Raw genomic sequence first — 23,045 nt, forward strand, 5'->3', positions numbered from 1 at the left:
CTTTCGTGCGTCTGCTCAGCAGAATTCTATCCACTACGCGAGTGCTCTGGCCTTTCTATATCGGGGTCATCATCTGTTCGCTGGCCACCGCCGCCGCGTCGTTGATTAGCCCTTTCCTCATCCGCGATGCCACCGATGCCATCGTCGGCGCGGTGTCCAGCGATGAAGGCTTGAGCCAAGCGGCGATGTCCAACACCACTCGCACCGTGATTTGGCTGGTCATCGGACTGCTGATTGCCGATCTGACGCAAACCATCGTGCATAACATCGGTGGTTACCTGGGTGATGTGATGACCGCGCGCATGCGCGAGATTCTGTCGACCCGTTACTATGCAAAACTGCTGTCTCTGCCGCAGCGCTATTTCGACAGCCAGGTCACGGGCACAATTATCGCCCGCTTGGAACGCTCGATTACCAATATCACGCAATTTCTCCAGGCGTTTTCCAACAACTTCTTCCCGATGTTGTTGACCGTCGGTGCAGTGCTGGCCATCACTGCTTGGTACTACTGGCCGCTGGCGGTGCTGCTGATTATCGTTTTCCCGGTCTACACCCTGCTCACCGCATTGACGTCGAGACGCTGGCAAAAGGTTGAAGCCAAGAAAAACGAACAAATCGATATCGCCGGTGGCCGTTTTGCCGAGGTCATCGGCCAGGTCAAGGTTGTTCGATCCTTCACCGCGGAGCTGCGCGAGATTGCTTTCTTTGGTTCCCGTTTCCGCCGCACCATCTCCCTGACCCACGAGCAGTCAACGTGGTGGCACCGCATGGATGCCCTGCGCGGCGGCATTTTGAACGTCATCTTCGCAGGTATCTACCTGCTGCTTTTCCTTCGCACCTTGTCGGGTGAGTTCTCCATCGGCACCATGGTCATGCTCATTCAGCTGATTAATATGGCGCGCCAACCGGTGACCATGATGAGTTTCTTGGTCGACGCTGCCCAGCGCGCAGTCGCCGGTTCCCGAGACTACTTCAAGGTTATGGAACTCACCCCAGAGGCCCGCACGCAGCCGGAGCTGCTCAGTGCAGCGACCGCGAATAACGGCAACGTCGATCCCACCGCTGAAGGTTCCACCTCAGCCAACGTCGCCAGCGACAGTGTCTACCGCTCCTCCCTGGAACGCGCAGCCGAGCAGGAGGCTATAGACGCTCCCGTCGTCGACTTCGATGCAGTGGACTTCGCCTACGAAGAGGACAAGCCGGTGCTCTCCAACGTCAGCTTCCAGGCGTACTCAGGTCAAAAAATCGCCTTGGTCGGCGAATCGGGTGGCGGCAAGTCCACCATCGTCAACCTGCTGCTCGGCTTTTATGCCCCGACCGCAGGCCACTTGCGCGTTCTGGGGTCGGATGTCTCCGAGGTTTCCGGTTCCACTCTGCGCGCCGACTCTGCCGTCGTGTTCCAGGACTCCTCGCTGTTCTCCGGCACGATTCGGGAGAACATCGCCTACGGCAAACCCAACGCTACCGATGAGGAAGTCATCGCTGCGGCCAAAAAGGCCAATGCCGACGACTTCATTCGCAGCTTCGCCGACGGCTACGACACCACTATTGGTGAGCGAGGGTTGAAGCTCTCGGGTGGCCAGAAGCAGCGCATCGCTATTGCGCGCGCAATTTTGAAGGATGCTCCCCTGCTCATCCTGGACGAGGCCACTTCAGCGCTGGACACCAAGGCAGAACGCGAAGTTCAGCGTGGCTTGGACAAGCTGATGGAGGGGCGCACCACGGTTATCATCGCCCACCGCCTGTCCACGATTTCCGATGTGGACACCATCGTTACGCTGCGTGACGGTCACGTCGACGAGGTGGGCGCACCCGCCGAATTGGCACAGACTGACGGCATCTACGCCGAGCTGCTGCGCCTGACGGCCTCGGCTTCTGCGGCGGATCGTCTGCGCCTGAAGAGCTACGGAATCAAGGGGTAACGCGACGTCGTCAAGCATGCGGAAAAAGCTTGACGACGAGAACCCCCTTGCGCTCTTTTACGGACGGGGAACGATGTAGCGGCCAGCGCCTGGAACGACTTCCACCGTAACTGGCATCGGGAACATGAGGTCACCGTCAGCGTAGGCATTCATCTGGCGTGGCGGGCCAATATATTCCACGTAAGCCTTCTTAGCGCGATAGGTACTGACCTCACCGATTTTTTCAACGGTGCCGTCAAATACGGACTTGAAAGCAAGGGCGGCCTTGATCCGTCCGGCCTTGCCAATGACGGTGATGTCCATCAGGCCATCGGAGTGGTCTGCAGACGGGCAAATCTTCATACCACCGCCGTAAGAACGGGTGTTGCCGAAAGCGGCCAGCGTGATGGGATCTTCGAGAACCCGATGGTCGTCAAGCGTGATGCGAAATGGCAGGGAGTGGAAAGCCAAGAATTCGCGGACGATGGCCAGGTTGTAGCGGTTGCGGCCGTGTGGCCAGGTCATCTGATTGACGCGGTCGGAGACAATGGAGTCGAAGCCGGCACACATGATAGTGCCGAACCAGCGCCGGTCCCCTGTTGCGCTCGTAATGCGGCCGAGGTCAGTGGTTGTCCAGAAACCGTCGGCGATAACATGAGCAGCATCGCGAGCATTGCCACGCGGCAGATTGTATTCACGGCCGTGGTCGTTTCCGGTGCCAGCGGGGATAATACCGAGGGGGATGCCGGTCTGTGCCTGTTCCTGCAGCGCGAGGTTAATCATGCCGTCGCCACCGCAAACTGCCAAGGCATCGATTCGGCCGTCGGCGATGACCTCACGAATGAGCTTGCGGGCATCGTCGGGGTTAGCACCTTGTAGAGCGATGACGTCGATACCGCGATCCGCGAACACTCGACTTGCCCGAGCTGAGGCAATCTGCGAGGCGCCATGACCGGCGTGGGGGTTAGTGACCAGAGCGAGGGTACGAATCTTAGTTGTTCCCAGCGGGTAACTGAGATCTTTGTCGTTAGCGTTCATCGAAGAATTACCTACTTTTACGTGGGCTTTTGACCGGCCGAAACTGGCCTTTATGCGGTTTTGCTACCGCACCTAACTAAAGCCTACCAAGAATGATTGACATTTTTCGAGAAAACGTAACGCAATACCGCTATAATACAAAGATGTAAAGATGTGCTTCTGCACAAGTTACACATAATTCCGCAGTTCAGGCTCTCAGCACCGATGCCCAAGGAGAAGCTCAGGATGTCTAACAAGCTCACGATTCCGTACCGCATGCGCTGGTGGGGCTGGGGTGTTGACGGCAACGACAAGCCAATCACCGCGGCCAGCGAGAAGCTCCTGCAGCGCGAAATCGGCATGTCATTGGACGCAAACAACCCGCCGCGCAATATCGCCGATGTCACCATCTCCGATAGTCGCCTCAGCAACAAGGATGTCGAGGCCCTGGGGGCTATTATCGGCGCGGATGCCGTCGCCACCGACCATGACACCCGTGTCAAGCACGCGGTCGGCCGCTCCTACCCCGACCTGGTTCGCCTTCGCGCAGCCAAGCTCGATGTCGCCCCAGATGCTGTTGTACTACCGAAAACTGAAAAGCATATCGAGGACCTGTTCAAGGTCTGCGCTGAGCGCAAGATTGCAGTCGTCCCCTTCGGCGGCGGCACCTCGGTCGTCGGCGGCGTGGAGGCTATTGACGGAGGCATGGGTAAGGCCATCGCAGTGTCCATGACCGCCTTTAACAAGATCATCGACATTGACAAGGTCGCTGGCACCGTCACCGCCCAGACCGGCGTTTTCGGCCCCGACCTGGAAAAGGAGCTGTCCAAGGCCGGCTTCACCGCTGGTCACTTCCCGCAGTCCTTCGAGTACTCCACTGTCGGCGGTTGGGTTTCCTGCCGCTCCGCAGGCCAGGAATCCTCTGGTTACGGTCGCATCGACCGCAATGTGATTGGCATGCGCGTCGTCACGCCAGCCGGCACCATGGAGTTCCGCGACATGCCGTCGTCGGCATCCGGCCCAAACCCGCGTGAGCTTTTCCTGGGGTCGGAGGGCACCCTGGGCATCATCACGCATGTGACGATTGCCCTAAATCAGCGTCCGCAAAAGGAGATGCTCTTCGACACCTACTTCTTCAACTCCTTTGAGGAAGCCGCCGAAGAGCTGCGCAAGTTGGAGCAGAGCGGAAATATCCCGCACCTAGCGCGCATCTCCGACGAGAAGGAAACGCTGTTTGGCCTCACTCAGCTGGGCTCCGCCAGCATGTCCGAGAAGGTCACAAAGTACCTGAAGCTGCGTGGCATCGATACCCCGTGCATGGTGATTTTTGGCTTCGCCCAGACTGATCCGGTCGGCGCCCGCGTCACCCGTGAGCGCCTGGCCGGTCGCCTGCTGACCAAGAAGTGCGTCCGCATGGGCTCCATTCCGGGCATGGCTTGGGTTAACCACCGCTTCTCCTCGCCGTACCTGCGCGATGTCATGATGACCCGCCGCGTCGGTGTCGACACCCTGGAGACCGCCACCACCTGGGATAACGCCGCTACACTGCGCCGCGAAATCGCCTCCGCAATGGAAACCGCTGGCGAGAAGCACGGCACCCCGGTGTACGTCTTCTGCCACATCTCGCACATGTACGAATCCGGCTGCTCGCTGTACTTCACGTACTTCTTCCGCGAGACCGAGGGCGAGATTCTCCAGCAGTGGATGGACATCAAGTCCGCGGCATCAGAGGCCATAATGAAATTCGGCGGCACCATCACGCACCACCACGGCATTGGCCAGGATCACAGCCCGCAGTACTACGAGGAGAACACCGAATTGTTCGCCAAGGTCATGCGCGCAATTAAGGACGAACTCGACCCCGCTGGCATCCTCAACCCGGGCAAGTTGGCTACCGGCCCGCGCTCCTTGGAAGAGCGTTACGACGGCAACATGATCTAACCCTGTCGCCGCCAGCTTCGGCCCAACCGCTATTTGCTGCTGACCACGGCAAAACCCGGCCTGTCTAGCCGCCAGCCTCGGTTAGCGAGCTAGACTGACCAGTTCACTGGCGTAGATTTCTGGCGACGTTGGGCCGTCATAAATAAACAGTGAAACGTAATCGTCAAGGGTAAAAGATTCGAGTGCTGCGGTCATTGTCGCTGTCGCTTCTTCCTAGAATTCCAAGCGAGAATGCTCGGATGGTGGGATGGGTCGGCTCAATCGGTGCGATTTCGTCCGTGCGACCGCAAACAGCGTGGCGTTTTACATGCCTAAGCGCGTCTTTTTAGTTACGACCTGTCTGGGGCGGCACGGACTGGAGACAGCAGCAACACATCTGCAGCGATGGTGCAGTAGCGGCGAAAGCTCGGTTCATGGACTCAGAGCGGTTGGACGCTGGGTGCATAGCCATCGAGGTGTCTCCTTCCTTGTAATCCCCGGGAAATGATTCGCAACCAAGAAAGATTCCTTGAATCAATATCCGTGCCGGTCGTTGATAATGAACAACTTAGTCTATTTCTAATTGCCTTGCAATGGGTTACGCCCCGAAATAGTTCACGCTCACTACGCACTCCACAACTTCATCACGTACGCCAGATCGTTTCATCACTATTACCGTCTTCGGGAAAGTCGAGGAAGAAAGACTATGACTGCCACGCACGCTCCTCAGCGCGATCGCTCAGCTGCGGTTTTGAACAAGGCTCGTCGGCAAGCGGATTTGAATCGTCTGCGCGAAGATACCGCTAAGGGCGCGATCCCTGATCTGCTGGTCATCGGCGCCGGTATCACTGGTGTCGGCATCGCTTTAGATGCAGCATCGAGGGGTTTGAATACCGTTCTCGTCGAATCGAAGGATTTAGCTTTCGGTACCTCTCGTTGGTCGTCGAAGCTCGCCCACGGCGGCCTGCGCTACCTTGCCAGCGGCAATGTCGGTATCGCTCGCCGCTCAGCTATTGAACGTGGTGCGCTGCTCGACGTCACCGCTCCGCACCTGGTGCATAACCTGCCGCAGGTCGTACCGGTGATGGATAAGTTTGCACCGCTGACCCGAATTTTGCCACGGTTAGGCTTTTTGGCCGGTGACTTCCTGCGCATTATCGCTGGTACCTCCGCCACTACCCTGCCGCTGTCCCGCACTGTCGGTTCCCGCCGAGTCAGCCAGCTTTCGCCGACCGTACGTAAGCGCGAGGTGAGATTCGGCTACGTCAACTACGACGGTCAGCTGCGTGACGACGCACGCTTGGTCACCGCTATCGCTCGAACTGCCGCTAGCTACGGTGCAACTATTCTGACCCGGGTGCGCTGCGAGACTGCCTCTGGCACGAGCGCCACACTAATCGACGAGCTCACTGGCGATTCCTTCGAGCTGCCTGCTCACGCTGTGGTCAATGCCACTGGTGTGTGGGCAGCCGAACTGGCGACGAACATCAAGATTCGCCCATCTCGCGGCACACACCTGGTTCTCGACGCCGCGAAGCTAGGCAACCCTACCGGCTCTCTCACGGTACCGGTGCCCGGTCACACCAACCGTTTCTGTTTTGTCCTGCCCGCAGAGCACAACCGCGTCTACATCGGCCTGACAGATGAGGATGCACCGGGCTCGATCCCGGATATTCCGGAAGTACCGGAGGATGACATCGTTTTTCTGCTCGATGTCATCAACCAGGCACTCGAGGTTCCGCTCACTCGCGGCGATGTCATCGGCGCTTTCGCCGGCCTGCGTCCACTTATCGACGCCGGCGAGGCACACACCGCTGACCTCTCTCGCGAACACGCCTTGTTGGAGGCCCCGAACGGCCTGATTTCCATTACTGGTGGCAAACTCACCGAGTACCGTCTTATGGCTGAGCAAACCGTGGATAAGGTCGAAGAGAAGCTCGGTGTTTCGCTTGCCCCGTGCTCTACCCGCACGATCCCTGTGCTGGGCTCCGAGCCGGAGGAGCTCGACCGCGCTCGCACCGCTGCCGCTGCAGGCCGTATCCCGATGCCGCTGTTTAATCGCTACGGTGCCGAATCCTTCGAGGTCATCGAATCCTGTCCGCTCGACCGACCGCTCGCCCCGGTAGCGGAGGGTCTCGATGTCACCCGCGCCGAGTTCGCCTGGCATGTGACGCACGAGGGAGCTCTCAGTGTCGACGATATTCTCGATCGCCGCACACGTCTGGGGCTGGTCAAGGCTGATCGCGAAGCTGCCCTGCCAGCTGCTGAGGAGGCACTGAGGCTGACCTAGCGCTGGTCATTGCTGTGGCTGCTTCTGATGTGGCCGTAGCTACTGGATAAAACGGGGAGTCTTCGGACTTCCCGTTTTTTCTGTATACACGGAAACTATGAGTGTAAATAACGCTGTCACATTCCCCTCCCTCGATAAACTCCGCTCCCGCGGGACAGTCAAATGGACCGCATATTCCCCGGACGTGCTGCCACTGTGGGTCGCCGAATCCGATGCCACAACCTGCCCTGCGGTCAGCGCCGCAATCGACGAGGCGTGTCAGCGCGAACAGTTCGGATACCTCTCGCAAGACATCACCGCGCTTACGACCGCAACCGCGGACTTTTCCGCAGCACGCTACGGATGGCGCCCGAACCCCGACAATATCTTTGCAGTCGCCGACGTCGTCCGCGGTGTCACGCTCGCGGTTGAACGCTTCACCCGCCCCGATTCTGCAATTGTCGTCCCCACTCCTGCCTATATGCCGTTCTTCCAGGTAGGTCCCGCGCTGGGACGCGAGACAGTGTGCATTCCCACGCTTGCCGACGGCCCAGATCTCAGCGCCCTCGAACGCGCCTTCGCCGACGGTGCCGGTTGCCTAATCTTGTGTAACCCGAATAACCCTCTCGGCTTTACCTACTCCCCCGAAAAACTGCGTGAGATTACCGATTTAGCCGCTCGCTTTGGTGCACGAGTTATCTCAGACGAGATTCACGGCCCAGTAGTTCTAAATGGCACTCACACTCCAACCGCGTCGGTGTCGGATACCGCGGCGGCCGTGACTATCACAGTGACTGCTACCTCGAAGGGCTGGAATACCGCTGGCCTCAAGTGTGCGCAGATTATCTTTAACGACGAAGATGCCAAAACCTGGCTTGAGCTGCCCTTCATTGTGCGCGAAGGCGCCTCTATTCTTGGTGTCGCCGCTGCCACCGCCGCCTACCGCGATGGTGTGCCCTGGTTGGACAACTTTATCAATGTCCTGCGCACCAACCGTGAGACTCTGCGAACACGTTTGTCCACTATTGCGCCGCAGGCTCGCTTTACCCCGCCGCAGGCATCATTCTTGGCGTGGTTGGACTTGGGTGACGTGCCTGGTGTTGACAGTGATGACCCAGCTGCGTGGTTGGTTGAAAACGCCAAAATAGCACTAAACCCCGGCTTCGCATTCGGCGAAGGCGGGGCTGGGCATGTGCGGCTTAACTTTGCGACCTCCCCGGAAATCCTCAGTGAGGCCCTGGACCGTCTCGACGCGGCCCTGCGCTTGTAGTTGACGTTTTAGTTGGTGACAGTGACGCTGCCATCGGCGTTGACAACAACGTTGGCGGCCAGAGCGCGAGCCAGGTTCATGCGAACGTGCTGCCCCTCACCGTCGGTGCGGTCGAGCGGGTAACCGGATGGGATTGCAGTCTGAGCAAGGATGGAGTTGCGCTGTTCCTCAGTCAACTGCGGGAAGCGAGTCTCCAGCAACCCTGCGTAACGCTTCGGAACAACAACTGGCTCATTAGCCGGGCCAACCTGCTTGAAGTCGTAGGTCATGCGCTCGGTGTACTGCTGAACGGCAGCTGCGGTGCTCATGTACGGGGTGTCCTTGGCAACGCAGTTGGCGATGGTGTCGCCACAGCGGTACTCGAGCTCCGTACGCAGCTCATCCATTGCTTCTTCGATGAGTGGGCGGAACTCTGGGTCTGCCCAACGGTCAGCTGCGGCCTGGTTGCCCATCATGCGGCCGCCCATGACGTCCAGAGGGTAGTGGACGCCCATGACAAGGCGAGAATGACCGGCCTCGGACGCACGCGCCTGAATCTGTGGCGCAACCTCCGGCAACATTAGGGCCAGCAGGGTTGAAGTCCATGCAGCCTTGTTGGTGTGACCCGACGGGTAGGACGGCGTGGTCGAGTACGGGTCATCCTGGCCTTCGCGGTAGTAGCGCTCGATGCGCTCCGGCGCCACCACAAACGGGCGATCGTAGCCGTAGACGTACTTCTCGAAGAAGGTCGAGCTGACCAGACCGCCGCCGCGAGCAAGGTTGCCGGACAGCAGGGCCTTCACCTTCGGCAGCCGATCCTCATCGTAGGCATCACGGAAGTGCTGACCCAGGCTTGCACCGAAAGCAGTGGAAATATTGGCCAGTGGGTCTAGGTAGTCGTCATCAAGAGCGAGTTCCTGTGCCTGCGGGTCATTCTTGGCAGCGTTGTTAATGCGGACGACCGTTTCGAGGTTCTGGTCCATGACCTCTGGGTGGCTCTTCTCCAGCTCCACGAAAGGATGCACAACGTAGAAGTAGAACCAGTTATCGGTGGCGGCATCCGATGGGTAAGCGCGCGCAATCTGGTCCGGGCGGTACGAGGTTGGCTTCGGCGCATTCGGGTCGGTGTTTTCCCCGGAAGATGATGGCAGCGAAATGGAATCCGGGACCTCCAAGCCACCGCCGGGCAGCTTAATTCCCTCTGGAGCGGCCACATTAGCTGGGAGATCAGAAACAGAGTCCAGGCGGTTGCCCAGCTCGGCCAACGGGTTGACCGGAGCTGCCACGGCCGTTGCCGGCGTAAGCCCCATTACAACTGCCACTGCTGCGGTAGCAGCGCCGACGCGAGTACGAGTTGCAATGCGCTTGTGCGGCTTCAAAGAAGACACTGAAACATTCCTTTCCAGATTGCTGCGTGGGAGGCACCAGTTGTGAAGTGCTCTATAAGCCAAGGTCTGACAAAATCTTCACTTATGTTAAGCGCACTGTGAGGTTTCGGCTCGTTGAAAAGAAACAAGTTTTCAAGATGCTAGCGCCAATCGTGGGAACTTTCCCCCTCAGACGCCGGGTTTTCACTGATAAATGCATAAAAGAAACCGGTTGGCGGGATAAACGCCCGTCAACCGGTAAGAATTCAATACTCGCCCCAAACGGGGCTAAAAGCGTGGACTACTTGGAGTAGTCGTAGAAGCCACGTCCGGACTTGCGGCCGAAGTGACCCGCCTCAACCATGCGCTTGAGCAGCGGAGGTGCCGCGTAAGTCGGCTCCTTGTACTCATCGAACATGGCATCGGCAATGAACTTGATGGTGTCCAGACCAACCATGTCGGCCAGAGTCAGCGGACCCATCGGGTGCGCACAGCCATTGACCATGCCGGCATCGATGTCCTCTGCGGTAGCGATGCCGTCCTGCAGCATGCGGATAGCGCCGAGGATGTACGGAACCAGCAGAGCGTTAACAATGAAGCCCGAGCGGTCCTTAGCGCGAATGACGGTCTTGCCCAGCGCCTCGGAAGCGTACTCGTACGCACGCTCCGACTGAACATCACCGGTCGTCAGAGTAACGACATGCTCTACCAGAGGCAGAACCGGAACCGGGTTGAAGAAGTGCAGGCCCATGACACGCTCCGGGCGCTTGGTGGCTGCAGCAATGGACTGAATTGGTAGCGAGGAGGTGTTGGAAGCCAGGATGGCATCGTCCGACTCAACAATCTCATCGAGCTGCGAGAAGACGCTGGCCTTTACTTCCGGGTTCTCCACGATGGCCTCGATGACCAGTTCACGGTCAGCGAAGTCTTCCAGCTTGGTGGTGAAGCTAATACGCCCCAGAATCTCGTCACGTGCAGACTGCTCTAGCTTGCCACGGGAAACGGCCTTATCCAGCGACTTTTCAATACGGGCGCGACCGGACTCAAGGAACTCTTCCTTGGCCTCCCAGACCTTGACATCGCTACCGGCCTTCGCACAGACCTCAATAATTCCGGAGCCCATCTGACCGGCGCCGACGATACCTACTCGCGAGATGCTATTTGCCATTGGCGTATTTTCCTACCTTCTACTCTGGGCTATTAGTCAGCATTGTGCTTCATCCGAGTGCGCATTCGCTTGACGACGATCACAGCGCACTGGCTTTATTTACACGCTACTCACTTCCCCGGTTCCCCGGGCACGCTTTGCAGGACTTTTTTACTTGAATTTCCCCCCCCCCACGAGGTTTGGGCAGCGGCTAGTACTGCATACGTTTTTCCAGCGCCTGCTGAATATCTTCCAGCTGCTGCTGAGAAGAGCGTGCCAATTCTTGCAGGTCGTTTCCGCCATGCTTTTCCAGTTCTTCCCACTGGCCGAGCATCTTATCCAGGCTGCCTTCCATCAACGTCAGATAAGCCATATCTGCGTGTGGCCCCTCCTCGTTTTCGAGGCGAGTCATGGTGGCGGTGTCGAGCTTGGTCTCAGACGGATCGACATCGACGCCGAGAGTCTTGACTAGCTGCGATTCCTCTTCAGCAAAGATTGGCTCCGCCTGCTGCGCAATCTTTCGGGTCTCTTCCGAGACCGTTTCCTTCGCAATTAGCGCCTGCGATGCTTTCTTCAGCGCCGCAGTATCCGCCGCCAGCTGAGCCAAGTTATCCCGAATAGCGGCGGTGGAGGCAACAGCACTCGGCGCCTGGCTTGACTGATGTTGGCTGCCTTCCAAAGCTGCCTCATCGCTGTCCCCACAGGCACTGAGACCAACGACGAGAGCAGAGGCCAGCACAGCAGAGCCAATACGCAGGCCGCGTCCAATCAGAGAATAGGTGTCGCTGCTGGAAGCGGCTGCGCCATCGCGAATGGTGTCTGAGGACATTAGTCGACCTGCAGCTCGCCCATGCGATCCCAGTCCTGCTTATCTGGCAGTACCTGCGAGACAATCTTCGGGGTCTCAGCGAGCAGCGGCTTCATCGCCTCCAGCCCCTTGGCGAAGTGCTCGGAATTGACGTGGGCTTCACCAGCGTCATCATCGAATGCCTCGACGAGAATGTACTGGTTGGGGTCTTCTACGCTGCGGGACCATTCAAACCACTTGTTGCCAGCCTCTGCGCGGGTGGCAGCGGTGAACTCGGCGACGTGGTCCATCCATTCGTCGGCAAACTCCGGCTTAACTTGGTAATTCACAACGATAAAAATCATGTCGCCCACTGTAGGCGCGTCCAAGCAGAATTGCACCCTTCGAAGAATAGAGTTTCGCTAAGAATTTTTCTTACGCTGACCTCAGGTGACAGTTATATTGGTTTGTATGATGAACACTCCGCTCATTCTCACCTACCAAGATAAGACCCCACGTATTCATTCCAGCGCCTGGATTGCGCCCGGCGCGGTCATTATCGGTGATGTCGAAATCGGTGCGGATAGCTCCGTGTTCTACGGTTCTGTTCTCCGAGGTGACGTCGCACCGATTCGCATTGGCCAGCGCACCAATATTCAGGACAACTCCACGGTCCATGTCGACCGAGGCGTGCCCACAATTCTCGGCGATGATGTCACCGTCGGACACATGGCCTTGGTTCACGGCACCACGGTTGAAGATGGTTGCCTCATCGGCATGAAGTCCACCCTGCTTTCACGTTCCCGTATCGGCGCTGGCAGCCTCATTGCCGCAGGTGCCGTGGTATTGGAAGATCAGGTCATCGACCCCAGATCACTGGCTGCAGGCGTTCCCGCCAAGGTGCGTCGTCAACTCTCGGCTGAGGAAGCAGAGGGCTTCATCGCCCATGCAGGGCGTTATGTGGAAACAGCGTCCAACCACCGCCACCTCCGCGAGGTCGACCTGGATATGGTGACTTTTAACTAGGTGGCTGCCGAAGCACCTAGCTAAGCGGCTAGTCGGATAGTTTGACGGTTAACGTAGCAGCACTACACCACAGTCGCGCCCGCCGCGGCCAATTCCGCTAGTGCAGCCTTGCCGCGCTCCGGGTCCACCGCCGCGACCTGATTGCTCAAAACGCGGACGGAAAAACCCTCCTTGAGACCATCCAGCACAGTGGCGCGGACACAGTGGTCAGTCGCAACACCCACCACATCGATTTCTTCGATGTCAGAGGCGCGGAGAGCGTCGGCAAGCGAAACGTCAGCCTCCGTTGTTCCCTCGAAACCGGAGTAGGCGGCGGCGTACTCCCCTTTCGTAACATCGATGCGCACAGCAGCGGGGTTGAGCTGCTCAAAAAACGCAATAGCGCGCTGCATGCCGGGGTGAATTTCCGCACCCGGGGTACCTGCGACACAGTGTTTCGGCCAGGTATCGACGAAATCCGGGGTTTCAGAGAAGTGAGTGCCTGGGTCGATGTGATTGTCACGGGTGGCCGCGAGAACCGAGTACTTGTTCGCTGTGCCCGCGACATGCAGATAGGTAGCGGTGTACGCTGCCTCAGCACCGTCGACGGCAAGTGCGCCGCCGGCGGAAAAATCATTCTGAGCGTCGACGACTACCAGTGCCATGCGGGGGCGCGCCGGGCGTTGTTGTTCCTCGGAGCCGGCATCGTTGCTGGTATCTGACTCGTTGTCCGCGTTATCGGCGTTGTCCGCGTTGACCTGTCGGTAGATTTCGGAGAAGGAAGCGTTCATGGTCTATATCTTGCCACGCGCGCACATTTAAAGGAGCACGCTAACTATCGACAAGACTTCAACAAGCTACCGACAACAAAGAGTCAATCCGGTGTAGCGGTTAAAATTGCTCCGGTAATTCTTTGATACGACGACGACTCCTGGTCGCGTCCTCCAATGCGGGAGGTTTTTATGGCAGGCGGACTTGTCGCGCTGCTTGACGACGTTGCCACGATTGCACGCGCTGCAGCGGCAACAACAGACGATATTGCGGCTGCGGCCGGCAAAGCTAGCGCTAAAGCCGCCGGTGTTGTGGTTGACGACGCTGCGGTGACGCCTAAATTCGTCGATGGTGTCTCGCCGAAACGCGAGCTGCCGATTATTTGGCGTATCACCAAGGGCTCCTTGGTAAATAAAATTGTCATTATTCTGCCGATTGCGCTGCTGCTCAGTCAGTTTCTGCCTTGGGCGCTGACGCCGATTTTGATGCTCGGTGGCTCATACCTGTGCTTTGAGGGCATGGAAAAGGTCTGGGAGAAGATTAAGCACCGGATCTCTCCCGATCAGACTGAGCAGGAACGGATGGAGGCGGCGACCAACCGCACACCGCAGAATGAAGATTCGCTGGTGAAGTCTGCAATTTTCACCGACTTAATTCTCTCTGCGGAAATCATGGTGATTTCTCTCAATGAGGTCGCTGATCAGCCGCTGCTCAACCGCGCGCTGATTCTTATCGTGGTGGCACTCATCATCACGCTTGCGGTCTACGGCGTGGTGGGCTTCTTGGTCAAGATTGATGACATTGGCCTGCACCTGCAGTCCAAGGAGTCAGCCGGTATCAGCAAGTTTGGTGCGGCGCTGGTCAAAGCCATGCCAATCGTTCTGAACACGATCGGCATTATCGGCACGTTTGCCATGTTGTGGGTCGGTGGCCACATCATGGTGGTCGGTCTCGACGAGCTGGGCTGGCACCTCCCCTACCAGCTAGTCCACAACCTTGAGCAGCTGTTTACCGGCGGCTTCCTCGGCTGGTTGGCCAACACCACCGGCTCACTGATTTTCGGCACCATCTGGGGTGCAATCATTGTGGCGATTGTCGCCGTGCTGCCATTCGACCACGGCAAGCACGACAAGTCTGACCAGGAAAATGCAGCGAAGGCCTCTGCCAAGGAAAGCTGACGCTTAGGAGTAGGTGACCTCGCCGTCGACGTAGACCCAACGTCGCGCACGACGAACAAAACGGGAACGCTCGTGCATCGTGCCGACACCGTCATGGTCATGAAAGGCCGCTTCAAATTCCACGATGCCTTCGCGGTCGTCCTCGCCACCATCGACAGTGTTGATGATGGTGAGTCCTTCCCATTCGACACCGTCATCGACATTGATAACTTCCGGGCGGTACCGCGGATGCCACGTCCGCCAGATGTAATCCACCTCGTGGGCAGCGTAAGCGCTGTACCTCGCTGCCATCAGCTCAGCTGCGGTCAAAGCCTCCCGCTCACCGCGGTGCAGCGGGCCACAGCACTGCCCGTAGAGTCCCCCACCGCACGGGCACAAATCGGAATCAGTAACGCGGGCGCGAGCGAAAAATGCGTTCCCGCTTCCTGCTCTAGCACCGTTTCCTGTTCCCAATCCGGCCTCCGTTACAGCACTGTTTTCTCTTAACTGCCGACCCATAGTCGCCAGCCCCTCCCCAATCTCACACGTGGTACTAAACACGTCCTAACAACGTCTTTACATACCTACCAATTGGCCGGCAGCGCCGCTAGTCGGTTTAGCCCCGAGAGGCTTGACGACGGCTAACGCGTCGCCCTCGGCATTCCTTCCGCAAAGCCCGCAGCGGATTGAATTCCCACCACTGCCCGCTCAGCGAACTGCTCGATGGTGGCCGAACCCGCGTATGTAAACGACGAACGTACACCCGAGATAATGCGATCGATCTGGTCTTCCACACCTTCGCGGCCGGGCTCCAGGTAGATTTTCGCAGTCGAGATGCCCTCTTCAAACATCTCACGCCGGGCCTTCTCAAAGGCCTCTACCTGCGCATTTCGGCTCTCCACCGCACGGTGTGAAGCCATGCCAAAGGACTCCTTGAACATGCGCCCGTCGACGTCCTTCTGGACATCTCCTGGGGACTCGAAAGTGCCGGCAAACCACGAGCCAATCATCACGTTGGACGCACCCGCAGCCAACGCAAGCGCAACATCGCGGGGATCCTTCACTCCACCGTCAGCCCAGATATGCACGCCGCATTCACGAGCAGCTGCAGCGCATTCGAGCACGGCGGAGAACTGTGGACGCCCAACACCGGTCTGCATTCGGGTTGTGCACATCGCACCCGGACCGACGCCGACCTTAATAATGTCGGCTCCCGCCTCCGCTAGGTCGCGAACACCATCGGCGGTCACGACATTGCCAGCGGCAATTGGCACAGGCGGGTTGAGCGCGCGGACTCGTCGTAAAGCACGGAGCATCGATTCCTGATGACCGTGCGCGGTATCGACAACGAGCACGTCGGCGCCTGCATCGAGCAGTGTCTTCGCGCGCCCTTCAACATCACCGTTGATGCCGAGCGCCGCACCGACGCGCAGCTTTCCCTCAGTGTCAACAGCGGGCTTGTAAAGCGTCGCACGCAGCGCGCCCTTACGCGTGAGAATACCCACCAGCGCACCATCGGCGTCCACCACCGGAGCGAGCTTGCGCCCGGATGCAGTGAGCTGGTCGAAGGCGTCACGGGGCTCAATGTCAGCCGGAAGCGTAAATAGCGAAGTGGACATGAGCGTCCCCACCTGCGCAAAGTTGTCAACGCCCGCCAGATCACGGCCGGTGATCAGACCAACCGGTTTGTTGTCTTCCACCACCACTGCCGCACCGTGCGCGCGCTTCGGCAGAAGATGGCGCGCATACCCTGCGGTGTGGTGAGGCTTGACGACGATCGGGGTGTCGAAAACCAGCCCAGCGGACTTGACCTTGCGAATACTCTCAGCGGCAATATCAGCTGGAACGTCCTGCGGCAGGATGGCAATTCCGCCTCGGCGGGCGGTGGTTTCGGCCATCCGGCGCCCGGAGATAGCCGTCATATTGGACACCACAATCGGAATGGTTGTGCCGGTGCCATCATTAGTGGACAAATCGACACCCATGCGAGAGCCGACGGATGACTTCGACGGCACCATGAACACATCGCTGTAGGTCAGCTCATAGGGCACGGACTGATTGTTGAGGAATTTCACATACCCCAGGATATGCTGATTTTTCCGGCGCGCACGGTGAGAGTGCACAGAGGTGAGCATCAGTGGCCGGCCTTGCCTGGTGTAGGTTCGAACGGGACTCCACTGACTCAACCGGGATTACCTTTCCCAGGAAAGATGCTTAGCAAAATCTGATGAAAACGCCGATCAAAGATTACCTTTCCGAAATCGTCGAATCCGTCCGCCCCGATGAGTCTGGCGAGGTGGCGGACTATATTCCCACCCTTGCTGAAGCTGATCCCGACCGCCTGGCACTAGCTATGACCACGGTGTCAGGCCGCACCTACACCGCGGGCGACACCGATACTGAATTCACGATTCAGTCGATGTCCAAGCCCTTCGCTTATGCCGCAGCCATCACTGAGCACGGCAAAGACAAAATCGACAGTATTGTGGGCACCGAGCCTTCCGGTGAGGCCTTCAACGAATTGTCGTTGGAGCAAGGCACGCACCGACCAAAGAATCCGATGATTAACGTCGGCGCACTGGCGATCAACCAGTTCGTATGCCAGCCAGGTGCCAACTGGAAGACTCGCACCAAGCACATGGTGGAGCTTCTCTCAACTTTGGCTGGCCGCAAGCTCCGCGTTGACTACGACGCCTATGAAAGCGAAATGGACTCCGCGCATCGAAACATGTCCATCGCGCATATGCTGGCAGCTTACGGTTTTATCGAAACCACGCCCCACGATGCTGTCCGCGGCTACACCGCACAGTGCTCCGTGCTGGTCAACACCCGCGATGTCGCCATGATGACCGCAGTGTTGGCCAACGGCGGCGTTAACCCGGTTACCAACCAGACTGTGCTCGGCCGCTCGGTTGTTCGCCGAGTCTTGTCCGTGATGGCTATTGCCGGCATGTACGACGAGGCCGGTGAATGGTTTACCGAAGTCGGAATTCCCGCCAAGAGCGGTGTCGCCGGCGGCTTGCTGGGCGCGCTGCCTGGACAGGCGGGTCTCGCAGCCTTTTCACCGCGATTGAACGACCACGGCAACAGCGTCCGCAGCATTGCCATCTTCCGGAAGCTCTCCGAAGATTTGGGCCTTCATCTCATGGATGCCGATGCGATTGGTTCGCGTGCGCTGCGCGGTACGCGCGTCAGCAATGGCCGCTCGATCATCGAGATTCAGGGGCCAGTCAACTTCACTGCGGCCGAGATTGTTCTCAACAGGTTGGCGACTTCCACACCGTCGGAAAGCGAAGTTGTCTTCGACGTCAGCCGCGTTGGCGTTGTCAACCCGGTGGGGCGCACCTTGATTCTGGAAGCGATGCGACGTCTGAGCCACGAGGGCAAGGAGATCTTGTTCTACGACCCGGAGGGCGTACTGCCGAACCCAGATATGGGCGAGGGGCTGCTGCCGGTCATCATCCAGGATGCGCCGTAAACTACGCTAACCGAAATCCAATATGGTGGTTCGGGTAGTCTTGAACAATCGTAACCCCCGAAAGACAGCAGCGCGATAACAACCGGAGGGATATAAATGCAGGTCAGCGATGTAGCATTAGTCTTCGAGGGCGGAGGGACTCGCAATAGTTACACGGCACCTTTCGTCGAACGGCTACTTCGCGAGGACATCGATGTCGGTTGGGTCGGCGGGGTAAGCGCCGGTGCCTCTCACGTAGTCAATTACCTTTCCCGGGATATCCAGCGCTCCATAAATAGCTTCACTGACTTCATTGCACAGCCGGCCAGCAGCGGCTGGCGCCCAATGTTGCGCGGACGCGGCTATTTCGATGCCGAGTACATCTATGAAGACGCGGGGCTTCCCGACGGCGCCATGCCCCTGGATTACGAGACTTTTAAGAACAATCCAACTCCCTATCGGATTTCTGCTGTCCGAGCGGATACGGGCGAGACCATCAACTGGGGGCCGGACAATATCCCAGATCTACCCACGCTGATGAAGTACACTCGCGCCAGTTCGACGATTCCGGGCGTCATGCGTATGCCCTATATTGATGGCGTTCCCTTCGTCGACGGTGCACTGGGATCATCAGGCGGTATCCCAATCGATGCCGCAGAAGCCGACGGCTTTAAGAAGTTCCTCATCGTTCTGACCCGTCCGAAGGGATTCCGCCGCACCGCCCCTAAGCGCCCACAGCTGCTGCGGCAGATTTTCCGCAGTAACCCGGTGGTGGCTGAGCTACTTATCACCAGGCACGAGCGCTACAACGCCTCCCTCGATTGGGCTGCTGAGCTTGAACGAAAAGGCCAAGCATATGTTTTCTACGCAAATAATATGAGCATCACAAAGGCGGAGCGGAAGCGGTCGAAGCTGATACACAACTACGAGCTCGGCCGGGCGCAAGCCGATGCCGAATGGCCAGCAATTCTAGAGTTCATGGGCTTGTAGCTTCCGCCACCTTTAGGAAGCTTTTCGTTCATTCCTCTTTACTGCGTACGTAACCTTGTGTTAACCTTTGCGTAGCGAACAACCTCGTTAGGTAAGGCTCCTATATCTACATAGGCCGCTGCCCTCCACTTTATCGAGAGTTTCGAACGACTCCCGAGGCAAGGGTCCATCTGAAGTGGCCACCTTTAGTTACGGTATTACATTGCCAACACTCTTAGGCGAAGGAGCCATAATTTTTCAATCAACAGAAATTCCCTCCTAGCAAAGGAGCTGGGATACCTGGAAAAGGATCCACAATGACACAGACACAGAACACCATCGCCAACTTCTTCAAGCCGAAATCTTCAATCAGCCCGTACAGCCTCCTGCCTGACACCGTAAGCATGCACATGACGGATTCTTACATTGCGCTGCCGGAGGACATCACTGTCGGTGAGGCACTGAGCACCTACGCAGCTGAATTTGCTCGTCTCGATGACGATAACTGTGTCTTCCTCGTCGACGATGAAGGCTACCTGACCAGCGACATTACGCTGAAGGAACTCCGCGAATACGCCGACCGCGATGCCTATATGAACACCGTCGGCGCTCCTGTGAAGGTCTTCGTCAAGCCCGAGGATCCAGCTGCCATCAGGGCTCGCCAGCTTATCGACGGGCGTCGCAGCGAGTTGCCCGTCGTCAGCAGCGGCAAGCTGGTAGGGGTTCTTACCGACCGCATCTCTGAGCGTATTCTTGGCAGGACTAAGGCAGCTAAGAAGGCAAAGAAGTCTAAGGGATTCTTCTCACCGATTACCGCGTTTTTCGGTGCCTCCAATAACTAGAGCGACTGGCTTGGGATGGTAACCCGAGTAACTCGAAAGGCCAGCTAGCGTTTGCTAGCTGGCCTATTCTTGTTGACACACTGTTTTATCCCCCCACAGGAGAGAAGTCGACAGGAGGCAGATCGTGGCACGAGACTGGATTCGGGTAGCCCTGGGCATGTTCGCTGTTGCATTTGGCGCCAACCTCTTTGCTCCACTCCTGCCCGCGTATCGAATAACCGATGCTCTCAACCAGTCCCAGGTCACCTTTCTCTTCGCCATCTACGTCGCAGGGCTCATCCCGGCGCTACTCGTCTGCGGCCCACTTTCCGACCGGCTCGGCCGTCGCGCCATCATCCGGCCCGCACTCATAACCTCTGCCGCCGGCTCCGTCGTCCTACTCACCGGCGTCTGGTTCCACTTCCCATCACTGCTGATAGGACGCCTTGTCGTCGGCATTTCGATGGGTATGGTAATGGCCGCCGGCGCCTCGTGGATCAAAGAGATTGCGCCCGTCGCACCTCAAATTTCCGCCCGGCGCGCAACCGTTGCGCTCTCCGCCGGGTTCTCCCTCGGTCCCCTGGCTTCCGGGTTGGTCGCGGAGTTTGCTCCCCGTCCCGACGTCATCCCCTATCTTGTTCATCTCGCGCTGCTGCTTAGCATCGCACCATTGACATGGAACGCCTCCGGCGGACTGCCAACCTCAGCGCCCAGCGACACCCCGCAACGGTTCTTCTCCTCTGCCACCCTAAGCCCGAGATTCCTGTGGGCAGTCGCCGCTTGGGCACCGTGGGTCTTCGGTGCCGCGTGCACATCGTTCGTCGTCCTTCCGACAATCGCCGAATCCAGCTACCCCATTGCCTTTGCCGGACTCATCGCCTGCATCACGATGGGCACCGGCGTTCTGGTGCAACCACTGGTCACTCGAATCAGTTCCAGCAGCTTTATCCCGCCAGCTATTTTCGGTCTTGGCTTAACGACGGTCGGAATGCTGCTCAGCCTCATCGTCGCACTCACCCAGAACGTGTGGAGCGTTTTCCCCGCCGCTCTGACCCTCGGTGCCGCGTACGGCGTAATGATGGTCTCCGGCCTCCGCGAAGTGCAAATTATCGCACCGCCAGCCGAGTTGGGCGCTGCCACCGCTATCTACTATTCGCTGACCTATGTTGGTTTCTTCGCTCCTTTTGTTATTTCTTTCGCAGCGCCGAAATTCGGGTTTGTGCCCGTTTTCATCTTCGGTGCGATTATTGCATTGGTATCCATGTATCCCGTGGCAAAGGTTGCGCAGTCTGCGGTGAGGTCCGACGGAGCATCGTAAAGCAGACGCGACTGAAATTCTTGTTTTTGGGAAGCGTGCTGAGACGAGCTCTTGTATTCTTTCTTTCACAAAAGCTTGGCTCCGGCCCAGGGCTCCTGGGCGGGTTGCATAGGTTGTTGAAATTCAGCTCGATGGAATGAGGAATCATGAAGCAGCGCAGCTCTGGAATGTGGAAGAAAATTGCGGCAACCGTTGTCGCAGGTTGTACAAGCGCCGCCCTGCTCACCGCATGTGGCTCGGGGGAAGAAAGCAGCAATGCCGGTGGTGAGGCAGGCAAAGAGTCGACCAGCAAGATGACGAAAGCAGATGGGTCAGCTCCTGCTGCAGCCGAGGATCAGCTCCTGCTCACAAATGAAGTTCAAGGGGCGGACTTCTCCGGAAACAAGATCACCGGGTTCAAAGATGCCATGGAGATGTTTTCGGAAGATTCCATGAAGTTTGAACCGGCCGAATGCGCCACTTTCACCAACTCAACTGAGGAATTGGAGAATGCTGCCGGCGCTTACACGGACATTAAGGAAGAGAACGTCACTGTCAGCGTCTCGATATTGAAGAATCCTGAGGCGTACCAAAAGTACGAGGACAGCCTCGAAAAGTGCTCCGACGTGACGGCTACGATGGATGCTTCCGACATTCTGAAAGACTCCATGGAAGGTCAGGAGATTTCTCCTGAGATGCAGGACATGTTTAATGACATGGACATGACGACCACAATGAAACTGCACCGAGAAAAGTGGGAGCCAAATCTTTCCGTCAAGCCAGCTGAGTTCACTGCACACGAGACCAGTGCGAGCATCAACGCCGGTGGCACGGATACTACGGCCACCAGCTACGACATTGTCGGGATCGTCAATGGCGTAATGGTAATGGTGTCCGCCGCCCCGACTCCGGATGTACCAACTGGCAACATGGAAAACACGACGGATCCCATGCAGATTCCAGAGGCAGCTCCGGAGTCTAAGGAAGCAGCAAAGAAGCGCGCCTTGGAGGTCTTCGATGCCCAGGCAAAGAAGATTATGGACGCTGCTTAGTTTTTGTTCTTAGCCTACTGTTTTCTGAAACCACAGTTTTTGCGACATAGCGGGACGCAATCGCTGAGGAACAGCAGCACACAAGTACTGGAGTCTCCCTAGAACTCCGTTAATTCCTGCACTTTGGGACTCCAGAATGCAGCTCGTGGCGCGTTGAGAGTTCTAAAGTGCGGGTTCGTTATTTCGTCAAGTGCGTGCACGTAGTCCGGCACAATATCCCGTGGAATTCTCAGCCCCATCGTAAGGTGCGGAATCCAGCGGTCCCCACGACCGTCGGGATTGAGACGACTGATTTCGCGAGCAGCTTCTTCCAGCTCGTCGCTGGTTTCCAGCAACCAGGCAACAGTCTGCTTACTCTTGGTGCCGAAGATGACCGTTCCCACTCTGCGAAACTCCGCTGGCATAAGCGGCGGGAGAATTTCGGCTGCTCGTTGAATTGCCGCTGGGCGCATGGTCGGCGCGAAAGTGACCGTGATGTGCGGCGTTTGATTTTGCTGCGGAAAGCCACTCTCTGCGAGTTGTGCAAAGATTTCTTTTACTTGCGTCTCTTGCTCAGGCAGAAGGTACATCAGGATGTTGTCGGGTGACACCATGTGACGTTTACTCCTCCCCTATTGCTGTCGGTCGCCTCACTTGAAGCACTGACGAAGAGCGCCATTACTAGAGCTCTTCACCTAAGGCACTCAGGACCTTGCACTCCAGAGCATAGCGTAAGGATTTTCCACAATTTATAACCTACCTATAGGAATTTCTAGCCTCTTATTATTTCTCCTGTTAAAAACACCTTTTCATTGGGATAATGGGGATGGGCAGGCTCCCTGAAAGCGGCTCTTCCGGTTTCGGAGTGCGTAGCGGGGTG

Annotated in this window: 20 protein-coding genes; 11 read left to right on the forward strand and 9 right to left on the reverse strand. The window is 57.8% G+C overall.

The features are described 5' to 3' along the window. Window positions 1-5 precede the first annotated feature (5 nt). Complete coding sequence (locus tag HMPREF2614_RS00560; RefSeq protein WP_038626064.1) at window positions 6-1,922, forward strand: ABC transporter ATP-binding protein; 1,917 nt, start codon at window positions 6-8, stop codon at window positions 1,920-1,922. Window positions 1,923-1,979: 57 nt separating this feature from the next. Here the strand turns inward: HMPREF2614_RS00560 and HMPREF2614_RS00565 are convergent, their stop codons facing one another. Further along, complete coding sequence (locus tag HMPREF2614_RS00565) at window positions 1,980-2,939, reverse strand: diacylglycerol kinase (RefSeq protein ID WP_038626066.1); 960 nt, start codon at window positions 2,937-2,939, stop codon at window positions 1,980-1,982. Between the two features lie 225 nt (window positions 2,940-3,164). Here HMPREF2614_RS00565 and HMPREF2614_RS00570 point away from each other — a divergent pair, with 225 nt between their 5' ends. The 3 genes from HMPREF2614_RS00570 (at window position 3,165) to HMPREF2614_RS00580 (ending at window position 8,377) form a co-directional block, all read left to right on the forward strand. Next, window positions 3,165-4,859: an FAD-binding oxidoreductase gene (locus HMPREF2614_RS00570; protein WP_083300178.1), complete on the forward strand. Its 1,695-nt coding sequence runs from the start codon at window positions 3,165-3,167 to the stop codon at window positions 4,857-4,859. A gap of 685 nt (window positions 4,860-5,544) precedes the next feature. After that, the gene (locus HMPREF2614_RS00575) at window positions 5,545-7,128 is read left to right on the forward strand and encodes a glycerol-3-phosphate dehydrogenase/oxidase (protein ID WP_038626068.1); all 1,584 of its coding nucleotides are present in this window, start codon (window positions 5,545-5,547) and stop codon (window positions 7,126-7,128) included. Between the two features lie 97 nt (window positions 7,129-7,225). After that, on the forward strand, window positions 7,226-8,377 hold the full coding sequence (locus tag HMPREF2614_RS00580) for a MalY/PatB family protein (protein ID WP_038626070.1): 1,152 nt from the start codon (window positions 7,226-7,228) through the stop codon (window positions 8,375-8,377). Window positions 8,378-8,385: 8 nt separating this feature from the next. Here the strand turns inward: HMPREF2614_RS00580 and HMPREF2614_RS00585 are convergent, their stop codons facing one another. The 4 genes from HMPREF2614_RS00585 to HMPREF2614_RS00600 all read right to left on the reverse strand — a co-directional run bounded on the left by HMPREF2614_RS00585 (window position 8,386) and on the right by HMPREF2614_RS00600 (window position 12,022). After that, window positions 8,386-9,744, reverse strand: coding sequence for an acid phosphatase (locus tag HMPREF2614_RS00585; RefSeq protein ID WP_038626072.1), 1,359 nt, complete (start codon window positions 9,742-9,744; stop codon window positions 8,386-8,388). A 280-nt stretch (window positions 9,745-10,024) separates the two neighbouring features. Further along, window positions 10,025-10,891, reverse strand: coding sequence for a 3-hydroxybutyryl-CoA dehydrogenase (locus tag HMPREF2614_RS00590; protein ID WP_005510660.1), 867 nt, complete (start codon window positions 10,889-10,891; stop codon window positions 10,025-10,027). Window positions 10,892-11,081: 190 nt separating this feature from the next. Beyond that, window positions 11,082-11,699 carry a hypothetical protein gene (locus HMPREF2614_RS00595; RefSeq protein ID WP_038626076.1) on the reverse strand — a complete coding sequence of 206 codons (618 nt, stop codon included), beginning with the start codon at window positions 11,697-11,699 and terminating at the stop codon, window positions 11,082-11,084. Further along, window positions 11,699-12,022 (reverse strand): putative quinol monooxygenase, encoded by a 324-nt coding sequence (locus HMPREF2614_RS00600; protein ID WP_038629105.1) that lies wholly within the window; start codon window positions 12,020-12,022, stop codon window positions 11,699-11,701. The genes HMPREF2614_RS00595 and HMPREF2614_RS00600 overlap by 1 nt, the downstream gene beginning before the upstream one ends. A 109-nt stretch (window positions 12,023-12,131) precedes the next feature. Here HMPREF2614_RS00600 and HMPREF2614_RS00605 point away from each other — a divergent pair, with 109 nt between their 5' ends. Then, window positions 12,132-12,683, forward strand: a complete 552-nt coding sequence (locus tag HMPREF2614_RS00605; RefSeq protein WP_370547258.1) for a gamma carbonic anhydrase family protein — start codon at window positions 12,132-12,134, stop codon at window positions 12,681-12,683. Between the two features lie 62 nt (window positions 12,684-12,745). Here HMPREF2614_RS00605 and HMPREF2614_RS00610 read toward each other — a convergent pair whose 3' ends face one another. Next, window positions 12,746-13,453: an isochorismatase family protein gene (locus tag HMPREF2614_RS00610; RefSeq protein ID WP_070431908.1), complete on the reverse strand. Its 708-nt coding sequence runs from the start codon at window positions 13,451-13,453 to the stop codon at window positions 12,746-12,748. A gap of 171 nt (window positions 13,454-13,624) precedes the next feature. Here HMPREF2614_RS00610 and HMPREF2614_RS00615 point away from each other — a divergent pair, with 171 nt between their 5' ends. Beyond that, on the forward strand, window positions 13,625-14,611 hold the full coding sequence (locus tag HMPREF2614_RS00615) for a DUF808 domain-containing protein (protein ID WP_038626080.1): 987 nt from the start codon (window positions 13,625-13,627) through the stop codon (window positions 14,609-14,611). A 3-nt stretch (window positions 14,612-14,614) separates the two neighbouring features. Here the strand turns inward: HMPREF2614_RS00615 and HMPREF2614_RS00620 are convergent, their stop codons facing one another. Both HMPREF2614_RS00620 and HMPREF2614_RS00625 read right to left on the reverse strand, forming a co-directional pair. Further along, window positions 14,615-15,151, reverse strand: a complete 537-nt coding sequence (locus tag HMPREF2614_RS00620; protein ID WP_311199638.1) for a YchJ family protein — start codon at window positions 15,149-15,151, stop codon at window positions 14,615-14,617. A gap of 80 nt (window positions 15,152-15,231) precedes the next feature. Beyond that, the gene (locus tag HMPREF2614_RS00625; RefSeq protein WP_049181340.1) at window positions 15,232-16,665 is read right to left on the reverse strand and encodes a GuaB1 family IMP dehydrogenase-related protein; all 1,434 of its coding nucleotides are present in this window, start codon (window positions 16,663-16,665) and stop codon (window positions 15,232-15,234) included. A gap of 152 nt (window positions 16,666-16,817) precedes the next feature. Here HMPREF2614_RS00625 and HMPREF2614_RS00630 point away from each other — a divergent pair, with 152 nt between their 5' ends. The 5 genes from HMPREF2614_RS00630 (at window position 16,818) to HMPREF2614_RS00650 (ending at window position 22,186) form a co-directional block, all read left to right on the forward strand. Then, a complete protein-coding gene (locus HMPREF2614_RS00630) occupies window positions 16,818-18,068 on the forward strand; it encodes a glutaminase (RefSeq protein ID WP_069359252.1) in 1,251 nt (416 codons plus the stop codon). Between the two features lie 96 nt (window positions 18,069-18,164). Then, window positions 18,165-19,037 carry a patatin-like phospholipase family protein gene (locus HMPREF2614_RS00635; protein WP_038626088.1) on the forward strand — a complete coding sequence of 291 codons (873 nt, stop codon included), beginning with the start codon at window positions 18,165-18,167 and terminating at the stop codon, window positions 19,035-19,037. A gap of 296 nt (window positions 19,038-19,333) precedes the next feature. Then, entirely contained in the window at window positions 19,334-19,858 is a 525-nt protein-coding gene (locus HMPREF2614_RS00640; RefSeq protein WP_070559751.1) for a CBS domain-containing protein, read from the forward strand. A gap of 124 nt (window positions 19,859-19,982) precedes the next feature. Next, complete coding sequence (locus HMPREF2614_RS00645) at window positions 19,983-21,155, forward strand: MFS transporter (RefSeq protein WP_053088410.1); 1,173 nt, start codon at window positions 19,983-19,985, stop codon at window positions 21,153-21,155. A 146-nt stretch (window positions 21,156-21,301) separates the two neighbouring features. Further along, window positions 21,302-22,186 (forward strand): hypothetical protein, encoded by an 885-nt coding sequence (locus HMPREF2614_RS00650; protein WP_070559753.1) that lies wholly within the window; start codon window positions 21,302-21,304, stop codon window positions 22,184-22,186. A 98-nt stretch (window positions 22,187-22,284) separates the two neighbouring features. On the opposite strand, the gene HMPREF2614_RS00655 is transcribed toward HMPREF2614_RS00650, so the two are convergent. Beyond that, window positions 22,285-22,779: a 2'-5' RNA ligase family protein gene (locus HMPREF2614_RS00655; protein ID WP_070559755.1), complete on the reverse strand. Its 495-nt coding sequence runs from the start codon at window positions 22,777-22,779 to the stop codon at window positions 22,285-22,287. Between the last annotated feature and the right edge of the window lie 266 nt (window positions 22,780-23,045).

The sequence above is a fragment of the Corynebacterium sp. HMSC074C11 genome, from assembly GCF_001809455.1.
Taxonomy (GTDB): domain Bacteria; phylum Actinomycetota; class Actinomycetes; order Mycobacteriales; family Mycobacteriaceae; genus Corynebacterium; species Corynebacterium amycolatum.

What these genes read in the sequence shown, in the direction of transcription:
- HMPREF2614_RS00565 (WP_038626066.1), bottom strand. Translation starts at nt 2,939, where the DNA reads ATGAACGCTAACGACAAAGATCTCAGTTACCCGCTGGGAACAACTAAG.
- HMPREF2614_RS00570 (WP_083300178.1), top strand. Translation starts at nt 3,165, where the DNA reads ATGTCTAACAAGCTCACGATTCCGTACCGCATGCGCTGGTGGGGCTGG.
- HMPREF2614_RS00575 (WP_038626068.1), top strand. Translation starts at nt 5,545, where the DNA reads ATGACTGCCACGCACGCTCCTCAGCGCGATCGCTCAGCTGCGGTTTTG.
- HMPREF2614_RS00580 (WP_038626070.1), top strand. Translation starts at nt 7,226, where the DNA reads ATGAGTGTAAATAACGCTGTCACATTCCCCTCCCTCGATAAACTCCGC.
- HMPREF2614_RS00590 (WP_005510660.1), bottom strand. Translation starts at nt 10,891, where the DNA reads ATGGCAAATAGCATCTCGCGAGTAGGTATCGTCGGCGCCGGTCAGATG.
- HMPREF2614_RS00595 (WP_038626076.1), bottom strand. Translation starts at nt 11,699, where the DNA reads ATGTCCTCAGACACCATTCGCGATGGCGCAGCCGCTTCCAGCAGCGAC.
- HMPREF2614_RS00600 (WP_038629105.1), bottom strand. Translation starts at nt 12,022, where the DNA reads ATGATTTTTATCGTTGTGAATTACCAAGTTAAGCCGGAGTTTGCCGAC.
- HMPREF2614_RS00605 (WP_370547258.1), top strand. Translation starts at nt 12,132, where the DNA reads ATGAACACTCCGCTCATTCTCACCTACCAAGATAAGACCCCACGTATT.
- HMPREF2614_RS00610 (WP_070431908.1), bottom strand. Translation starts at nt 13,453, where the DNA reads ATGAACGCTTCCTTCTCCGAAATCTACCGACAGGTCAACGCGGACAAC.
- HMPREF2614_RS00615 (WP_038626080.1), top strand. Translation starts at nt 13,625, where the DNA reads ATGGCAGGCGGACTTGTCGCGCTGCTTGACGACGTTGCCACGATTGCA.
- HMPREF2614_RS00630 (WP_069359252.1), top strand. Translation starts at nt 16,818, where the DNA reads ATGAAAACGCCGATCAAAGATTACCTTTCCGAAATCGTCGAATCCGTC.
- HMPREF2614_RS00635 (WP_038626088.1), top strand. Translation starts at nt 18,165, where the DNA reads ATGCAGGTCAGCGATGTAGCATTAGTCTTCGAGGGCGGAGGGACTCGC.
- HMPREF2614_RS00640 (WP_070559751.1), top strand. Translation starts at nt 19,334, where the DNA reads ATGACACAGACACAGAACACCATCGCCAACTTCTTCAAGCCGAAATCT.
- HMPREF2614_RS00650 (WP_070559753.1), top strand. Translation starts at nt 21,302, where the DNA reads ATGAAGCAGCGCAGCTCTGGAATGTGGAAGAAAATTGCGGCAACCGTT.
- HMPREF2614_RS00655 (WP_070559755.1), bottom strand. Translation starts at nt 22,779, where the DNA reads ATGGTGTCACCCGACAACATCCTGATGTACCTTCTGCCTGAGCAAGAG.